Genomic DNA, 16,513 nt, shown 5'->3' on the forward strand with positions numbered 1-16,513 from the left:
CGACATGCCCCGATTCGCCGCCAACCTCACCATGCTCTTCACCGAAGAGCCCTTCATCGACCGTTTCGAAGCGGCTTCCAAGGCCGGTTTCAAGGCGGTGGAATTTCTCTTTCCCTACGCCCACACCGCGCAACAGGTGCGCAACGCCGCGCTGGAGGCGGGTGTGCAGATCGTGCTGCACAACCTGCCCGCAGGCGACTGGGACGCGGGCGAGCGCGGCATCGCCTGCCTGCCCGAGCGCGTGGGCGAATTCCGCGAGGGAGTTGCCAAGGCCATCGACTACGCCACGGCGCTGGGCGTGGCCCAGCTCAACTGCCTGGCGGGCAAGGCGCCTGCGGGGGCCGACCCGGCCACTCTGCGCGCCACCCTGGTGGACAACCTGCGCTTTGCGGCCGCGCGGCTCGGTGCGCATGGCATCAAGCTGCTGATCGAGCCGATCAACACCTTCGACATCCCCGGTTTCTACCTGCACGGCACGGCGCAGGCGCTGGCCATCATCGACGAAGTCGGCAGTGACAACCTGTTCCTGCAGTACGACATCTATCACATGCAGCGCATGGAAGGCGAGCTGGCCGCGACCATGCAAAAGCACCTGCCACGCATCGCCCACATCCAGTTGGCCGACAACCCCGGCCGCAATGAGCCGGGTACGGGGGAGATCAACTACGCCTTTTTGTTTGAGCATCTCGACTGTATCGGCTACAGCGGCCATATCGGTTGCGAATACAAACCCAGGACCACGACCACCGCCGGTCTGGGCTGGCTGACTGGCCTGTAAAAACACACGTTCACATTCACACGGAGATTCGCATGGCTACTCTTGGATTCATCGGGCTGGGCATCATGGGCACGCCGATGGCGGGGCATTTGATCGCCGGCGGGCACACGCTTTATGTGCACAGCCGCAGCAAAACCCCACAGGCCCTGCTCGACGCGGGCGCGATAGCCTGCGCCAGCAATGCCGAAGTGGCGCAGAAGGCCGACATCGTTTTCACCATGGTGCCCGACACCCCCGATGTGCACAAGGTGCTGTTCGCCGAGGACGGCGTGGCCCAGGGGCTGACGCCGGGCAAGATCGTGGTGGACATGAGTTCCATCGGCCCGATGGAAACCAAAGACTTTGCCGCAAGGATCAACGCGCTGGGCTGCGACTACCTCGACGCGCCGGTCTCCGGCGGCGAGGTCGGCGCCAAGGCGGCAAGCCTCACCATCATGGTCGGCGGCAGGCAGGAGGTGTTCGACAAGGTCGAGCCGCTATTCAGGCTCATGGGCAAGAACGTCACCCTGGTGGGCGGCAATGGCGACGGCCAGACCTGCAAGGTGGCCAACCAGATCATCGTCGCGCTCAACATCCAGGCCGTGGCCGAGGCGCTGCTGTTCGCCAGCAAGGCCGGGGCCGATCCGGCCAGGGTGCGCCAGGCGCTGATGGGCGGCTTCGCCGCGTCACGCATTCTCGAAGTGCATGGCGAGCGCATGATCAAGCGCACCTTCCAGCCGGGCTTTCGCATCGAGCTGCATCAGAAGGATCTGAATCTGGCGCTGTCGGGCGCGAAGCAACTCGGCGTGGCGCTGCCCAACACCGCTGTGGCGCAGCAGCTCATGTCGGCCTGCGCCGCCAACGGCATGGACGGGCTCGATCATTCCGCGCTGTGCCGGGCGGTGGAGCTGATGAGCCACCACACCATCGCGCCAGACAATTGACCGGGTGTGCAGGGATGGAACGCATCCCCTTGAGGCGGCTGAGTGATAAAGCGTGTTGCCTTGGTGCGCGAACCCTCACCCCAACCCTCTCCCAGAGGGAGAGGGGGCCGATCTCGCCTCCCCCACTTGCTGGGGGAGGCCGGGAGGGGCATCCGAAGGAGGCGCGAAGCGCATTTCTCACCTCCCCCACTTGCTGGGGGAGGCCGGGAGGGGGAGTCTCTGATGCCGCTGCCGTTTCTTATGAATACATCATGATCCCCAGACCAGCTCCATGACTCTCCCCAGCCCCGCCGCCCAGCCCACCGCTTTTCTGCGCGCCTTGTTCGATGTGGCCGTGGCCCGTGCGCAGCCGCGCAGGATCATGGCCGCCCACCTGCCCCCGCCGCCCAAGGGCCGCACCCTGGTGCTCGGCGCGGGCAAGGCCAGCGGCGCCATGGTCGAGGCGCTCGATGCGCTGTGGCCGCAGGATGCACCGATATCCGGGCTGGTGGTCACGCGCTACGGCTATGTGCCGCCCGCACTGCGCGGCAAGCCGGGGCGCATCGAGCTGGTCGAAGCCGCGCATCCCGTGCCCGACGCCGCGGGCGAGGCTGCGGCGCGGCGCATGCTGGCGCTCACTCGTGGACTCCCCGCCGCCGAGCCGCCTCAAGGCGGGGAGAGCCCCCTCGGGGGGCAGCGAGCGCAAGCGAGCGTGGGGGTCGTTCCCACCGCCGACGATCTCGTCATCTGCCTCATCTCCGGTGGCGGCTCGGCGCTGCTGCCGCTGCCCGTCGCCGGGCTGACTCTGGCCGACAAGCAGCGCATCAACCGCGAGCTGTTGATGAGCGGCGCCACCATCGCCGAAATGAACTGTGTGCGCAAGCACCTCTCGGCCATCAAGGGCGGGCGCCTCGCCGCCGCCTGCGCCCCGGCGCAGGTGCTCACCCTGCTGATTTCCGACGTGCCGGGCGATGATCCCGACGTCATCGCCAGCGGCCCCACCGTGCCCGACCCGAGCACTTGCGCGCAGGCGCTGGCCATCATCGACCGTTACGGCATCGGCATTCCCGAGGCCATTCGCGCTGGGCTGCAAAGCGGCGCGCTCGAGACGCCCAAGCCGGGCGATGCGGCGTTCAACGGTAACCGCGTCGAGCTCATCGCCACCCCCCGGCAGATGCTGCAAGCCGCGGCTGATGCCTGCGCTCGGGCGGGCCTGTCGGCCCACATCCTGGCCGACGACATGGAGGGCGAGTCACGCGACATCGCCTTGGCGCACGCCGCGCTGGCCCGCAGCGTGGCGCGTCACGGCACGCCTTTCGCCAAACCCTGCGTCATGCTGTCTGGCGGCGAAACCACGGTGACCGTGGCCAAAGACAGCACGCCCGGCAAGGGCGGGCGCGGCACCGAGTTTCTGCTGGCGCTTGCAATTGCGCTCAACGGCGAGGCGAGCGTCTGGGCGCTGGCCGCAGACACCGACGGCATCGACGGCAGCGAGGACAACGCCGGCGCCTGGATCACCCCCGATACCCTGGAGCGCGCGGCAGCGGCGGGGATGAACCCCCGCGCCGCGCTCGACGCGCACGACGCCTATACCCTGTTCGCCGCCACCGGCGACCTGCTGGTGACCGGCCCGACCTACACCAACGTCAACGACTTCCGCGCGCTGCTGGTGCTTTGAACCGCCTTTGAAACGCGCATTCAAGGCCGATTGAACCGGGCGGTAAAACCCTGTTGACGCCGCTTGCTGGCATACTGTGGTCAGACGTCTTTTCGGAGGCCGCCATGCCGCAGTCCGCTCCCCCCAACGATCCCTTGCGCCCGCCGCCGCCGCGCCGCGTGGGCTGGCTGGTGGCGGTGTCGTTGATCGTGGCGCTGGTCGTGCTGGGTTATGCCAACCGCACCCGTTTGCAACAGTGGGCCCAGGCTTGGCGCGGGCAGACAGCCGCCGTGCCTGCGGCGGCTTCGGCGCCAGAGAAGGCCAGCAGCGCGCCCGCTGCGCCCGCCAGCGCGCCGCAGCCCGCAGCTTCTGCGGCATCGACGCCGCTGCAACTGCCTGCCAGCACGGCGTCCCTGACCGCGCTGCACGACAGCGATGCGCTGGTGCTGCACGAACTCGGCACCTTGCTCGGCAAGCCCGGGCTGGACTGGCTGGTTCCCAAGCGTCTCATCCTGCATTTCGTCGCCACCGTGGACAACCTGACGCGGCAGACCGTGCCGCTGCAGGTCTGGCCGGTGCACCCCGTGCCCGGCGCGCTGCGCACCACGGGGCAGGGGAGCGATCTGGCGATTGCGCCGGACAACGCGCGCCGCTACACGCCCTATGTGCACATCCTCACCGCCATCGCGCCGCAGCGCGCCGCGCAGCTCTATGTGCAGCTCTACCCGCTGTGCCAACAGGCGTGGCGCGAACTGGGCCATCCCAAGAGCGCGTTCAACGACCGCTTGCTGGCCGTCATCGCCAACCTGCTGCAGGCGCCCGAGCCGCAGGGGGCGGTGCGGCTGCGCCAGCCCAAGGTGCTCTACACCTACGCCGATCCGGCCCTCGAAGCGCTGCCTGCCGGGCAGAAAATCCTCATGCGCATGGGGCTGGAGAACGAGCGCGCGGTCAAGGGCTGGCTGCGTCAGTTCCGTCAGTCGCTGCAGGAACGGATGCGGCCTGCGGCGACAGGCTCCGCGCCAGCGCGATGAGGTTGCGCAAGGGCGGCTGCGGATCGTCGCGCCGCCAGACGAGCAGCACGTCGGTGCTGGCCTGCACGTCGACGAGCGGGAGGTAGGCGACAAAAGGCAGCCGGGCACGCTGCATCGAAGCGGCGATGAGGCCCACGCCCAATCCGGCTGAAATCAGTCCGATGAGCGTGGGCATTTCATGCACCTCTTGCGCGATGCGCGGGGTGAAACCCGCCTGCGCGCAAAGCGCCAAGGTCTGCTCGCGCAGCCCCGAGCCGAGGCGGGCGCTGTAGATCACGAAGGGCTGATCGCGCAGATCGCCCAGAAGCAGGCCGGGCCGCGCCGCCAGAGGATGATCGACATGCACCGCGGCCAGCAAGGGCTCGCGCTGCACTACCAGGGTGGACAGGCGATCGTCGTGCATCGACGCCGTGGGGCGGATGAAGCCCAGATCGAGACGGCGTGCGAGCAGTTCGTCGATCTGGGTTTGCGAAGGCTGCTCGCGCAAGTCGAGCGCGACCTGCGGCCACGCGGCGCGAAAATCGCGCAGCAGCCGGGGCATGACATCGGTGAAGGGCATCGAGCCGGTAAATCCCACGGCCAGCCTGCCGGTTTCGCCGCGCCCGACCTGGCGGGTCTGGGCGATGGCATGTTCCACGGCATCAAGAATGCCGCGCGCCAGCGGCAGCAGCGCGTCGCCCGCGGCCGTGCGCTGTACCCCGCCGCGCCCGCGGGTGAACAAGGGCACGCCCAGCTCGGCCTCCAGCGCCTGGATCTGCTGGCTCAGTGGCGGCTGCGAGACATGCAGGCGCTGCGCCGCGCGGGAGAAGTGGCGCTCCTCGGCAACGGCGATGAAATAACGCAGATGGCGCAAGTCCATATCGAAAACAAATCAAATCTTCAAGAAATGATATTTCACATATCAAAAAGCCTGCCTTAAGCTGTGCTCAAACGCCCAAAAAGCTCCCTCCCCCGCTCGCGGGGGAGGAGTTTTTCTTGCTTGCCGACCATCGTTGTTTCCCGCCCGATGCATCCCCCATGTCCACGACCGCCTTGCCCTCCTCCCTTGCAGAGACCGTTGGCCCGCCCGAATGGCTGCGCCGCGCCGCCGTCACGGCAGCGGGCATGTGCGCGTTTTTCACCCTGTACGCCACGCAGGGCCTGCTGCCCAGCTTGCAATCGGTGTTCCATGCCGGCGTGGCCGAGCTGAGTCTCACCATCACCTTCACCACCCTGGCGGTCGCGGTGGCAGCGCCGTTCTCGGGCATCGCGGCAGACCGCTTTGGGCGCAAGCGGGTGCTGCTGGTGTCGCTTTTCGGGCTGGGACTGTCCACGCTGCTGGCGGCCACGGCCACCTCGATGCACGGTCTGCTGGTCTGGCGGGCCATCGAAGGGCTGTTCATCCCCGGCGTGTTCACCGCAACGGTGGCCTATATCAGCGAGGAATGGCAACCCTCCGAGGTTCCGGCAGTAACGGCGCTCTACATCTCGGGCTCGGTGGCCGGAGGCTTCAGCGGGCGCTTCATCGCGGGCATGGTCACCGCGCATGCGGGCTGGCAGGCGGCCTTCGTCGTGCTGGGGGCGATCGATCTGCTGTTTCTGCTGCTCATCGCACGCGGCATGCCCGCCTCGCGCCGCTTCAAAGCCAGCAGCGGGGGCGTGCGCGCCGCGCTGTCCGGCTTTGCCCTGCATCTGCGCAACCCCAAGTTGCTGGGCACTTATGCCATCGGCTTCGGCATTCTGTTTTCGCAGGTCTGCACCTTCACCTATGTGAGTTTCCATCTGGCGGCTGAGCCCTACCACTTCGACCTCAAGGATTTGAGTCTGCTGTTCACCGTCTATCTGGTGGGCATGATCGCCACCCCGCTGGCGGGCAAGCTGGCGTGGACTTTCGGCAAGCGTCGAGTGTTTGTCGCCGCCGTGGTGCTGGGCAGTGGGGGCATGCTGCTGGCCCTGCTAAGCCCGGTCTGGGCCATCGTGCTCGGGCTGACGCTGAGCTCGGGCGGCGTGTTCATCGCGCAGTCGATGGCGACGGCGCAGGTGCCCGCGCTGGCGGGCCAGGCTCGGTCAGCAGCCGTTGGCCTGTACGTGCTGTGCTATTACGTGGGCGGCAGCGTGGGCGCCTTCGGTCCGGCCTGGATCTGGGCGCACGCGGGCTGGGCGGGGTGCGTGGCGCTGGTGCTGTTTGCGCAACTGGCCATCGGTGCGGCGGCTTGGCGATTGTGGAAACCAACACCCATCACAGCAACCGTTTGATCGTTATCCTTGTGTCCGGTAGCCGATCTCTTGGCGGCAACGTCTTGAGGCGGTTCTCGCCGCTCTTGGAGAAACAGCGTGCACGCAACGAAACAGATCACCCGCTGGGACGCGGATGCATGTACCGAGGTGGAAAAGATCCAGGCCCGCATGGACGGACGGGGTTTGGAGCCGCACTTTCACGATGCCTGGTCGTTCGGCCTTGTGGTCAAGGGCAACTGCACCTTCAAGTCTCGCGGCGAAATGCAGATTGCACCGGTTGGGGCCGTGTTCGCCATCCCGCCTTTCGAGGTGCATGAAAGTCTTCCAACAGCCGGCGCAGTTGAATACAGGGTGCTTTACGTTGCGGCGCACGTGTTGGAGGCTCATGCACCCGAATTGCCCGGACTGATTCACGCCAGCCGAAAGAGGGTCTGGGCGGACGGTGAATGGGCCTTTGCCATCGGTTCTGATGCGCGCGCGTCGATGTCGCCTGACGTGTCTCTGGGCGAGTGGCTGCGGGCATTCGCCGCCAGGTTGCGTACGAAATCTCCTGGCGTGGCCCGTCCACCCTCCAATGTGCTGCGTCAGGCGCTGGATCGACAGTGGAGTGAGCCTCTGGTCCTTGCGGAAATTGAAAGCGCAACCCAATACACACGCTGGCATGCGATTCGCACATTCCGGCAACAGGTTGGTCTGACGCCAGGAGCCTATTTGCGACAGCTCCGTGCGCTTAAAAGCCGTCACCTCCTGCGTTCCGGCCTGACGATTGCGCAGACGGCGCATGCCCTGCATTTTTCAGATCAGCCTAACTACACTCGCACGTTCAAACAGGTGTTTGGTGTGACGCCAGGGCGGTTCCAGAGCCTGTGCCGACATGTTCTTTCTGCGGAGCGTTTCTCAAAAGAACACGCCGACGACGGAGAGCAGCAGCAAGACAGCCATGCTGACGTTGAAATGATGAATCGCCTTGGGTGAGGCAAGCAGGCGTTTTGCTGCGTGCCCGAAGAGCGCCCATGCGCCGATGGATGGCAAGCAGATGAAGGTGAAGATGATGCCCTGCAGCAGGACACTTGGGATATAGGCATCGCCTGTGCGCGTATAGGTTGCGATGCCAGTGGCCGCAACAATCCAGGCTTTCGGGTTCGTCCACTGCGCCAGCAGACCCTGTCGTGCCGACGGGGCTTTTTGCAATCGTGCGCCGGTCGTAGCGTCTGCCCGTGCCATGAATAGCTTGATGGCAATGTAGGTGAGAAAGGTCGCCCCGAGCACTTTCAACGCCAGGTGCAGCCAAGCGGTGTGGCGCAGGATGTGGTCCAAGCCAAACCCCATCGCAAGAATCAGAGAAGTGAAGCCCAACGTGGCTCCGAAAACATGCGGCAAGGTGCGCAGCCAGCCGAAATTCGCCCCGGATGTGGCGGCAATGACATTGACCGGGCCGGGAGATGCCGAGGTAACCACGGCGAAACCCGCCAAAGGCAACGCGAGATCTCGAGCCAGCGAAATCAGATCAGTCGTGTTCAGCATGGCTCACCGCAGAAGGGGCAGACTACCGGTCAACGACTTGATGCGTGCTGCTTCGCCAAACAGGCACAGGCCGATGTAGGGCAACGCGGTTGCCTGCGTTGCGGACAAGGCTGATTGGTAATCACCGTAGGTTTTCGCCTGCTGCGCCAAGGAGGTGAAGTCGATCACCAGAACCTCTCCACGGGGCAGTTCTCGTGCGCGTCGGGCGATGTCGGCCAATTGTTCCGGTAGGCTTTTGAGTATGGGCAGGACGATGGTGGTGATGCCCGGATGAATCTGACCGTCTTGATCGGGCAAGTCCGCCCCGATCAGCTCGGGGTGGAGTCGACCGAGGCTCATGGCAAGAACGGCGGCGGTGTTCGCCATCAAACCGACGGGCAAGCTGCCGTCCATGATCAACACGCATTTTTTCAAGAGAGTCTCCGCACGAATCGGGCTGCAAGGCTTGCAGCCTCCGTCAGTGGGAAACCGTACTCAAGCACGCCCAGGGCGTCTTGAATGGGGTTGCGCTTTTCGCCGCCTCTACACCAGCCGCGCGATGACGTAGGCCAGGAAGGACAGCAGCAGGCTCGAGCCGAAGGGAAAGATCCACTCCCGGCCGAACAGCCTGAACGTGAAGTCCAGCGGCATGCGGCCAATGCCGAAGCGCCGCAGATGCGGAAGCAGTGCCGAAAACACGATGGACGCGAGGATGAATACGATCAGCCAGCGCATGGTCTACAGCGTATGGGTACGGTCGCCGCGCGCGAAGCCGCGCAGGGCGTGTGCGCTCACCCCGCGGCCCAGGGCGATGACCTTGAACAGTTCGCCCATTTCGCTCTCGTTCAACAGCTTGTTGACGGCGGCAGTCTGCCGCAGGTAGTGCGAGCCGCCGGACGCGGCGGTGGCCGCGCACAGCGCGGCGGCGTTCTCCGGGGCCACGGGTGGCGGGCCCGAGGCCAGTTCCTCGGCCACCCGGTCGAGCAGGCCGCAGTTCATGAGGAAATGCGCCTGGCTGGTGTAGCCGAGCACGTCGAGTCCGGCGTCCTGTGCGGCAAGGGCGATGGCGGTGAAATCGACATGCGCGGTGAGGTCGGTCAGGCCGGGCCACAGCAGCACGTCGTCGAGCACGCGGTGGCGGTAGTGTGCCTGTAGCGTGCCCATGTGACGCTGCGGGTGGTAATACTCGTGCTGCGGGAAGCCGTAGTCGATGAACAGCGCCACGCCGCGCGCGAGCCGGTCGGCCAGGGTGCGCACGAAGCCCAGCGCCTGCGGGTGGATTTCGGTCACGGCGCCCACGGGCAGGGCCTGCGCTTCGGGCGAAGGCGGGCGCAGTGTCGTGGCGCGGTCGGCGAACACCAGGTCGTCGCCTTCCTGCGCCACGCCGCGTTCCATCCAGCCGGCTTCGTGCCTGTGCAGCAGCTTCACCGGCATGGCGTCGAGCACTTCATTGCCGATGACCACGGCTTCGAAGGTCTCGGGCAGGGCGGGCCACCACTGCACGCGGTCGAACAGATGCGGCACGGCGCGACGCAGGGTTTGCATCTGCCGATGTTTGAGCGCGCCCGAGACTTCCATGATGGCGTATTGCCGCGGGGCGCAGCCGAGCCGATCGAGTTCGCCCAGAATCTGCGCCGCGAGCTGGCCCGAGCCCGCGCCGAATTCCACCACGGCGTGCAGATCGTTGTGCTGCAGCACTTGCGCGACCTGAGTGGCGAGGGTGCGGCCGAACAGCGGCGAGAGTTCGGGGGCGGTGACAAAGTCGCTGTCGCCGCCGAAGTCGCCGAACTGGCCCGCCTGCCCGGTGTAATACCCCAGCCCAGGAGCGTACAGCGCCTGCTGCATATAGGCATCGAACGGCAGCCAGCCGCCGCCCGCGTGCAGGGCAGCCCTGATTCTCGCCAGGAGTTGCGCGCTGCGCTCCAGCGCCATCGGGGCAGGGGCCGGTAGACTTGTCGGCTGTTCGTTCATCGTTTCATTCTAGAAAGCATGCCGCCCGACGCCACCATCCCTTCCAGTTCCCGGCCCAAAGTGCTGGTCACTGGCGGCGCGCACCGGCTGGGGCGGGAAATCGCTCTGCACCTGGCCGCGCAAGGCTGGGATGTGGCAGTGCACTACCACCGCTCGAAACCGGCGGCCGAGGACGTTTGCGCCGAGCTGCGGGCGCTGGGGACGCAGGCTGCCGCTGTCGGCGCCGACCTGGCCGACCCTGCCGCCGCGCGAGACCTGTTGCCGCAGGCGGCAGCCGCCCTGGGCCGGGTGGACGCCGTGGTGAACAACGCCGCGCTGTTCGAGTACGACGATGCGCAGCATTTCAGCGTCGACGCGGCGCAGCGTCATTACCAGATCAACACCATCGCCCCGGTGCTGCTGGCGCAGGCCTTGCATGCCCACCTTTGCGCACGCGGCGCGCAGGGCTGCGTGGTCAATCTGCTCGATCAGAAGCTCGCCAATCCCGATCCTGACTATCTCTCCTACACCCTGTCCAAGGCGGCGCTGCAGGCGGCCACCGTGGTGCTGGCACAGGCGTTGGCGCCCACGCTGCGGGTGGTCGGCGTGGCGCCCGGCCTGATGCTGCCCTCCGGCCCGATGACCGAAGACGAATTCACCCGCGTGCACAGCCGCACCCCGCTTGCGCGCGGCAGCACGCCGCAGGACGTGGCGCAGGCCGTGCATTTCGCGCTGCAGGCCCGCGCCGTGACGGGCACCACCCTGCTGGTCGATGGCGGCCAGCACTTGGCAGGCGCCGGGCGCGATGTGCTGTTCGCCTTGCGCGGCGAATAGATCGCTCAATCTTTCAAGGAATCTCATCATGTTCAGCGCCCTGTCGCACCCCGCCCTGCGCGCCTGCCGCCGCCTGTTCCTGCACAACTACGAAGTCAACATCAACATCGGCGTGCACGACTTCGAGAAGCGCGCCGAGCAGCGCGTGCTCATCAACGTCGATCTGTTCATTCCGCTGGCCCTGTCCACGCCGCAGCAGGACAAGCTCGACGAAGTGGTCGATTACGACTTCATGCGCAGCGTCATTGCCGCGCGCATCGCCCGCGGCCACATCCATCTGCAGGAAACCCTGTGCGACGACGTGGCGCGCATCATGCTCGAACATCCGCGGGTGAAGGCCGTGCGGGTGTCGACCGAAAAGCCCGATGTCTATCCCGACTGCCAGAGCGTGGGCGTCGAAGTGTTCCATGTGAAGGATATGCAGCCATGAGCGAACAAGTCTCAGCCGCTACCTACCGAGCCGTGCACAAGGCCGAGTTCGAGAACAACAAGCTCTCCAAGCGCCTGCATCGCCTCATCGGGCAGGCCGTGGTCGATTTCAACATGATCGAGCAGGGGGACAGGGTGATGGTGTGCATGTCCGGCGGCAAGGACAGTTACGCCCTGCTCGACATCCTGCTGAGCCTGCGCGAACGTGCGCCGATCGACTTCGACCTGATCGCCGTCAACCTCGACCAGAAGCAGCCCGGTTTCCCCGAGCACGTGCTGCCCGACTATCTCAGGAGCCGCGGCGTGCCCTTCCACATCGAGCAGCAGGACACCTACTCCATCGTCAAATCCATCATCCCCGAGGGCAAGACCACCTGCGGGCTGTGTTCGCGGCTGCGGCGCGGCATCCTCTACCGCGTGGCGGGAGAGCTCGGCGCCACCAAGATCGCGCTGGGCCATCACCGCGACGACATCCTCGAAACCTTTTTCCTCAATCTGTTCTTCGGTGGCAAGCTCAAGGGCATGCCGCCCAAGCTGGTGAGCGACGATGGCCGGCATGTGGTCATCCGCCCGCTGGCGTACGTGCCTGAAGCCGATCTGCAGCGCTGGGCCGAGCTGCGCGCCTTTCCGCTCATTGCCTGCAATCTGTGCGGCAGCCAGGAGCACGCGCAGCGCAAACAGGTCAAGGCGATGCTGCGACAGTGGGAGCGCGAATTCCCGGGCCGCGCGCAGAATATGTTCAACGCCCTCACGCAGGTCGTGCCCTCGCACCTGGCCGACCGCAGCCTGTTCGACTTCGCCAGCCTGCGCGCCACCGGCGTGCCCGATCCGCTGGGCGACATCGCCTTCGATGCGGAACGCCCGAGCGCACAATCCATCCAATGGTTTTGATGCGGAGAACAGCGATGCGCGATTTTGTCCATTTCCTGCGCCGCCAGGTTGGGTTGGCGGCGATACTGATTCCCGCATTGCTGCTCGGCGGCTGCGCCAGCCTCACCGATCTGCGCGCCAGCGTCGTCACCCCCAACCCCGCGCCGCAAGCCCTGATCGGCGCCAAGGTGCAGGTGCAGGCCGCTCCAAGCAACGCCGAGAGCGCCGATGCCTACACCCTGCAGACGGCAGTGCTCGACGCCATGACTCAGGCCGGCATGGTGCCGGTGCTGGGCGCGCCCGCACCCTATACCGCGCGCTACACCTACACCTTGCGCCTTGATCTGGAGGCCACCTATGGCCCTTCGGTCTGGCCGCCGCCCGTGCTGCTACCCAATGGGGCGGTTTACTTCCCCGGCGGTTATGTCGGCTGGGGTGGCGGCTGGTTCGGCTGGATGCCGCCGCCCAACTATTACGACCGCAGCCTCTCGCTGGAAATCCGCGACAGCGCGACCGGCGCGCTGATCTGGCAGTCGCACGCCAGCATCGGCGGCTACGAGCGCGGGCTGGCTTCCGTGGCGGTGCCGCTGGCGCAGGCCGCGCTGCGCGGCTTCCCTTCGGAGTACGGCGAGCACAAGGTGCTGTTCCCGCGCTGAGTGTTGACGCCCATCTCCCCATCCCAACCTGCCTTGGCGTGCGAACCCTCACCCCAACCCTCTCCCGGAGGGAGAGGGGGTGGTCCGCACTTGCTGGGGGAGGTTGGGGGCGCCGTCAATTCAAAAACAACCTCGTCACCGGATTGTCGGTTTCCTCGGTGTGGTGGTAACCGAGCTGCTGCAAGAATTGCGCGAAGGCCTTTTTGTCCGACGGCGGCACCTGGATGCCCACCAGCACCTGGCTGCTGTCGCCGCCCTGGTTGCGGTAGTGAAACAGGCTGATGTTCCAGTCGGGGCTGAGCGCGTCGAGAAAGCGCAGCAGCGCCCCAGGTCGTTCGGGAAAGTCGAAGCGCAGCAGGCGCTCGTTCTCCGCCATGCTCTGCCCCTGCGCGCTGCGCGGGGCAGGGCCGCCGACGAGGTGGCGCACATGCACCTTGGCCAGTTCGTTGTCGGTCAGGTCGAGCACGCCATAGCCCGAGCGCTCGAAGGTCTGCGCCATTTTCTGCGCATCGTCGCGGCCATTGACCGTCAGGCCGACGAATACATGCGCCTCTTCCGGGCCCTTGATGCGATAGGTGAATTCGGTCACGCTGCGCGCGCCCACCAGACGGCACAGGCGGCGAAAGCTGCCGGGCCTTTCGGGAATGGTCACGGCGAACAGCGCCTCGCGCGCCTCGCCCACTTCCGCGCGCTCGGCGACGAAGCGCAGGCGGTCGAAATTCATGTTCGCGCCGCAGGTCACGGCGACCAGCGTCTCGCCCTTGAGCTGGTGCTGCGCGCAATAGGCCTTGACGGCGGCCACCGACATGGCGCCCGAGGGTTCCAGCACGCTGCGGGTGTCTTCGAACACGTCCTTGATCGCGGCGCTCACCGCATCGGTATCGACCACGACGAAATCGTCCACCAGATCGCGCACCAGGCGGAAGGTCTCGCGCCCGACCTGCTTCACCGCGGTGCCGTCGCAAAACAGTCCCACTTCCGGCAGCGTAACGCGGCGGCCCGTCTGTACGCTGCGCAACATGGCGTCGGAATCGACCGTCTGCACCCCGATCACCTTGATCTCCGGGCGCACCGCCTTGATGTAAGCCGCCACGCCCGAGATCAGCCCGCCGCCGCCGATGGCGCAGAACACCGCGTGAATCGGCGCCTGGTGCTGCCGCAGGATTTCCATGGCGATCGTGCCCTGGCCTGCGATCACGTCCGGGTCGTCGAACGGATGGACGAAAGTCAGCCCCTGCTGCTCCTGCAGCGTGAGGGCGTGGGCATAGGCGTCGCTGTAGCTCTCGCCGTGCAGCACCACGTCCACGCTGGCGCCGCCGAAGGCGCGCACCGCATCGATCTTCACCTTCGGTGTCGTGGCCGGCATCACGATCACCGCGCGGCAGCCCAGCCGGTGCGCCGACAGCGCCACGCCCTGCGCGTGATTGCCGGCAGACGCGCAGATCACCCCCCGCTGGCGTTCGGCCTCGCTCAAGCGTGACATCTTGTTGTACGCCCCGCGCAGCTTGAAGCTGAACACCGGCTGCGTGTCCTCGCGCTTGAGCAGCACCTTGTTGTGCAGTCGACGCGACAGATTGCGCGCGGGCTCCAGCGCCGACTCGATCGCCACGTCATACACCCGTGCGTTCAAAATACGCTGCAGATAATCGGTATGCTTCGCGGCCATTTGGATCTTCCCGGAACAAAAAAACCGATTCTATGAACCCTGCCCATCGCACCTTTCAGAAAAACGCTGCAAAAGACTCCCTCTCCACTTGTGGGGAGGGTTGGGGAGGGGAGGAGGGGCGATGAACCCATCGCTTGCGCCCCCGCCCAGTCTCCCCCACAAGCGGAGAAGGCATTTTTCAGCATTTTTTCAAGCCCAGCCGTGCTGATGCCCGCCGACTGGGCGGGGGCCGCCATCGGCTCGTGGCATGAATTGCTGCAGTCCGCCTCCGGGTCGGGCGGTCTTTATGTGCTGGCAGCGCTCAGTTTTGCCGCCGCCACCCTCATCCCCTTCAGCTCCGAAGCCGTGCTGCTCGTGGTGATTTCCGCGCAGCCGCAACACACCGGGCTTGCCTTGCTCGTCGCCACCGCCTCCAACACCCTCGGCGGCATGACCACCTACGCGCTCGGGCGCTGGGTGCGCCATTGGCAAACCCCCGACGCCTGGCGCTGGGCGCCGCAAGTGCGCCATTGGGGCGCGCCCATCACCGTGCTGGCCTGGGTGCCCGGCATCGGCGATGCCCTGGTCGTCGTCGCAGGCTGGCTGCGCATCAACGCCTGGGCCTGCGCCTTCTGGATGCTGCTTGGCCGCAGCCTGCGCTATGTTGCTGTGGCCGGTGTGGTGTGGATCATGTGACGTACTTCTGGCTACAATTGATATACGTATAACGTGCAACAGGAGAAAAGACATGCACCGAAAAATGACGATTACGCTGGATGAAGCCGTCTATGACGGTCTTTACCGCGTGGTGGGCAAGCGTCGCATGAGCCAGTTCATCGAAGATTTGGTCAGGCCGCATGTGCTGGGAGCGACGCTTGATGCGGGTTACAAGGCCATGGCGGCGGACCAATCTCGCGAGGCAGACGCGATGGAATGGTGCCACGCCCTTGCTGCGGATATGGCAGATGCTTCGCGGTGAGGTGTGGTGGGTTGAATTCGATCCGGCTGTCGGCAGCGAGATTCGAAAAACACGCCCCGCTGTCATCGTCAGCAATGACGCCGCAAACCGTAACCTCGCTCGCGTTGTCGTTGTGCCGTTGACCAGCAACACCGAACGTCAATACCCGGGCGAAGCCCTGGTTGTTTTGGGCGGGCAGCGCAGCAAAGCCATGGCCGATCAGATCATGGCAGCAGACAAGGCTCGCCTGAAGACCTTGCTTGGCGTTCTCTCCAAGGTAGATTTGCTTGCCGTAGAAGATGCAGTGAAAGTGCATTTGGGTTTGCCGCGCTGAGCGCGCCCCCAGGGTCGGCTCGCCGACCCGCCCCCCGTGGGGGTCAAGGAAACTTGGGGCGGCCCGGCGTTTCCTTGAGAACGGCAAACCGGCGCAAAAAAATACCCGGGCGGATGAGGTTCATCGGCCCGGGCAAGAATCCACCAAAGGAGGAGGTGGAGGAGACAACTGAAAAAACGGGGCGTCAAACTCGACGCGTGCAGCAATATTAGAGGATGCTTATGTATTTTGCATAGTCCATCTGTGCATCATGGCATTGTTAAATAAGCATTGACGGATGTTGCATCCAAGTCATTGAAATATCATTGAATTGCACTGGATTGGCGCGGTTCTCTGACCTTTCACGCCTTCGCTGTCGGCATCGAAATTGACGCCAATCAAAGAGGTTCAGTGCCCGGCTCTACTGCACGTCAAGAAAAACGCCTCCCCCGCGAGTGGGGGAGGCGGGGAAGTGGAGGCATTTCCCTACTGCAATTTCAGCACGGCGGCGAGCACGCCGACCGCAATCACCAGCATGCCGCCGATTTTGATCGTCAGCCGCAGCTCAAGCTCGCGCAAATCCGGTTTGGTCGCCAGGTCGGCCTCGCCTTGCGCCTCGCGAAAAGCGTCGGCCACCGCTTCGGCCTGCGCGTCTGGCATGCCCGATTCGCGCAACTTGCGAATGAATTTGTGCGTATCGAAAGTGACGGTGGTCATGCAGTGCATTGTAGAGCCCCTGTGAAACCGTCGACAATCGCATCACCCATCAA

At 65.4% G+C, this 16,513-nt stretch carries 20 protein-coding genes; 13 read left to right on the plus strand and 7 right to left on the minus strand.

Translation table 11 applies throughout. From position 1 onward, the window contains the following. Positions 1–4 precede the first annotated feature (4 nt). The 4 genes from hyi (at position 5) to RBR52_RS13205 (ending at position 4,368) form a co-directional block, all read left to right on the plus strand. Positions 5–778 carry a hydroxypyruvate isomerase gene (gene hyi / locus RBR52_RS13190; protein ID WP_320377740.1) on the plus strand — a complete coding sequence of 258 codons (774 nt, stop codon included), beginning with the start codon at positions 5–7 and terminating at the stop codon, positions 776–778. Between the two features lie 32 nt (positions 779–810). After that, complete coding sequence (locus RBR52_RS13195; RefSeq protein ID WP_320377741.1) at positions 811–1,701, plus strand: 2-hydroxy-3-oxopropionate reductase; 891 nt, start codon at positions 811–813, stop codon at positions 1,699–1,701. A 271-nt stretch (positions 1,702–1,972) separates the two neighbouring features. After that, positions 1,973–3,358, plus strand: coding sequence for a glycerate kinase (locus RBR52_RS13200; protein WP_320377742.1), 1,386 nt, complete (start codon positions 1,973–1,975; stop codon positions 3,356–3,358). 104 nt (positions 3,359–3,462) lie between these two features. Then, positions 3,463–4,368, plus strand: coding sequence for a DUF3014 domain-containing protein (locus tag RBR52_RS13205; RefSeq protein WP_320377743.1), 906 nt, complete (start codon positions 3,463–3,465; stop codon positions 4,366–4,368). On the opposite strand, the gene RBR52_RS13210 is transcribed toward RBR52_RS13205, so the two are convergent. After that, entirely contained in the window at positions 4,286–5,227 is a 942-nt protein-coding gene (locus RBR52_RS13210; RefSeq protein ID WP_320377744.1) for a LysR substrate-binding domain-containing protein, read from the minus strand. The two genes, RBR52_RS13205 and RBR52_RS13210, sit on opposite strands and share 83 nt — an antisense overlap. Before the next feature lie 158 nt (positions 5,228–5,385). Between RBR52_RS13210 and RBR52_RS13215 the strand changes: the two genes are divergently transcribed. After that, on the plus strand, positions 5,386–6,603 hold the full coding sequence (locus tag RBR52_RS13215) for an MFS transporter (protein ID WP_320377745.1): 1,218 nt from the start codon (positions 5,386–5,388) through the stop codon (positions 6,601–6,603). Positions 6,604–6,681: 78 nt separating this feature from the next. Then, positions 6,682–7,560: an AraC family transcriptional regulator gene (locus tag RBR52_RS13220; protein ID WP_320377746.1), complete on the plus strand. Its 879-nt coding sequence runs from the start codon at positions 6,682–6,684 to the stop codon at positions 7,558–7,560. Here RBR52_RS13220 and RBR52_RS13225 read toward each other — a convergent pair. From RBR52_RS13225 to RBR52_RS13240, 4 genes are all read right to left on the minus strand, one after another. Beyond that, positions 7,483–8,109 carry a LysE family translocator gene (locus RBR52_RS13225; protein WP_320377747.1) on the minus strand — a complete coding sequence of 209 codons (627 nt, stop codon included), beginning with the start codon at positions 8,107–8,109 and terminating at the stop codon, positions 7,483–7,485. The two genes, RBR52_RS13220 and RBR52_RS13225, sit on opposite strands and share 78 nt — an antisense overlap. A gap of 3 nt (positions 8,110–8,112) precedes the next feature. After that, positions 8,113–8,523: a DUF2000 domain-containing protein gene (locus tag RBR52_RS13230; RefSeq protein ID WP_320377748.1), complete on the minus strand. Its 411-nt coding sequence runs from the start codon at positions 8,521–8,523 to the stop codon at positions 8,113–8,115. 108 nt (positions 8,524–8,631) lie between these two features. After that, positions 8,632–8,823, minus strand: a complete 192-nt coding sequence (locus tag RBR52_RS13235) for a DUF2905 domain-containing protein (protein WP_320377749.1) — start codon at positions 8,821–8,823, stop codon at positions 8,632–8,634. A 3-nt stretch (positions 8,824–8,826) separates the two neighbouring features. Continuing rightward, positions 8,827–10,059: a class I SAM-dependent methyltransferase gene (locus RBR52_RS13240; protein ID WP_320377750.1), complete on the minus strand. Its 1,233-nt coding sequence runs from the start codon at positions 10,057–10,059 to the stop codon at positions 8,827–8,829. Positions 10,060–10,077: 18 nt separating this feature from the next. Here RBR52_RS13240 and RBR52_RS13245 point away from each other — a divergent pair, with 18 nt between their 5' ends. From RBR52_RS13245 to RBR52_RS13260, 4 genes are read left to right on the plus strand one after another with little or no spacing between them, the layout of a single operon-like run. After that, on the plus strand, positions 10,078–10,872 hold the full coding sequence (locus RBR52_RS13245; protein WP_320377751.1) for an SDR family oxidoreductase: 795 nt from the start codon (positions 10,078–10,080) through the stop codon (positions 10,870–10,872). A gap of 28 nt (positions 10,873–10,900) precedes the next feature. Then, positions 10,901–11,302 carry a dihydroneopterin aldolase gene (locus tag RBR52_RS13250; RefSeq protein WP_320377752.1) on the plus strand — a complete coding sequence of 134 codons (402 nt, stop codon included), beginning with the start codon at positions 10,901–10,903 and terminating at the stop codon, positions 11,300–11,302. Continuing rightward, the gene (gene ttcA, locus RBR52_RS13255) at positions 11,299–12,192 is read left to right on the plus strand and encodes a tRNA 2-thiocytidine(32) synthetase TtcA (protein WP_320377753.1); all 894 of its coding nucleotides are present in this window, start codon (positions 11,299–11,301) and stop codon (positions 12,190–12,192) included. The genes RBR52_RS13250 and ttcA overlap by 4 nt, the downstream gene beginning before the upstream one ends. A 14-nt stretch (positions 12,193–12,206) precedes the next feature. Further along, entirely contained in the window at positions 12,207–12,827 is a 621-nt protein-coding gene (locus RBR52_RS13260; protein WP_320377754.1) for a DUF4136 domain-containing protein, read from the plus strand. 115 nt (positions 12,828–12,942) lie between these two features. On the opposite strand, the gene ilvA is transcribed toward RBR52_RS13260, so the two are convergent. After that, positions 12,943–14,493, minus strand: a complete 1,551-nt coding sequence (gene ilvA, locus RBR52_RS13265) for a threonine ammonia-lyase, biosynthetic (protein ID WP_320377755.1) — start codon at positions 14,491–14,493, stop codon at positions 12,943–12,945. A gap of 207 nt (positions 14,494–14,700) precedes the next feature. On the opposite strand from ilvA, the gene RBR52_RS13270 reads away from it, so the two are divergent. The 3 genes from RBR52_RS13270 to RBR52_RS13280 are packed head-to-tail and all read left to right on the plus strand — an operon-like array spanning position 14,701 to position 15,764. Continuing rightward, positions 14,701–15,168 carry a DedA family protein gene (locus RBR52_RS13270; protein WP_320377774.1) on the plus strand — a complete coding sequence of 156 codons (468 nt, stop codon included), beginning with the start codon at positions 14,701–14,703 and terminating at the stop codon, positions 15,166–15,168. A 52-nt stretch (positions 15,169–15,220) separates the two neighbouring features. Next, positions 15,221–15,451 (plus strand): addiction module antitoxin, encoded by a 231-nt coding sequence (locus RBR52_RS13275; RefSeq protein WP_320377756.1) that lies wholly within the window; start codon positions 15,221–15,223, stop codon positions 15,449–15,451. Then, on the plus strand, positions 15,438–15,764 hold the full coding sequence (locus RBR52_RS13280) for a type II toxin-antitoxin system PemK/MazF family toxin (RefSeq protein ID WP_320377757.1): 327 nt from the start codon (positions 15,438–15,440) through the stop codon (positions 15,762–15,764). The genes RBR52_RS13275 and RBR52_RS13280 overlap by 14 nt, the downstream gene beginning before the upstream one ends. Before the next feature lie 465 nt (positions 15,765–16,229). Here the strand turns inward: RBR52_RS13280 and RBR52_RS13285 are convergent, their stop codons facing one another. Continuing rightward, a complete protein-coding gene (locus RBR52_RS13285) occupies positions 16,230–16,460 on the minus strand; it encodes a DUF1640 domain-containing protein (RefSeq protein WP_320377758.1) in 231 nt (76 codons plus the stop codon). Between the last annotated feature and the right edge of the window lie 53 nt (positions 16,461–16,513).

Source organism: Thiomonas sp. (genome assembly GCF_034007205.1).
In the GTDB taxonomy this organism is placed as follows: Bacteria; Pseudomonadota; Gammaproteobacteria; order Burkholderiales; family Burkholderiaceae_C; genus Thiomonas.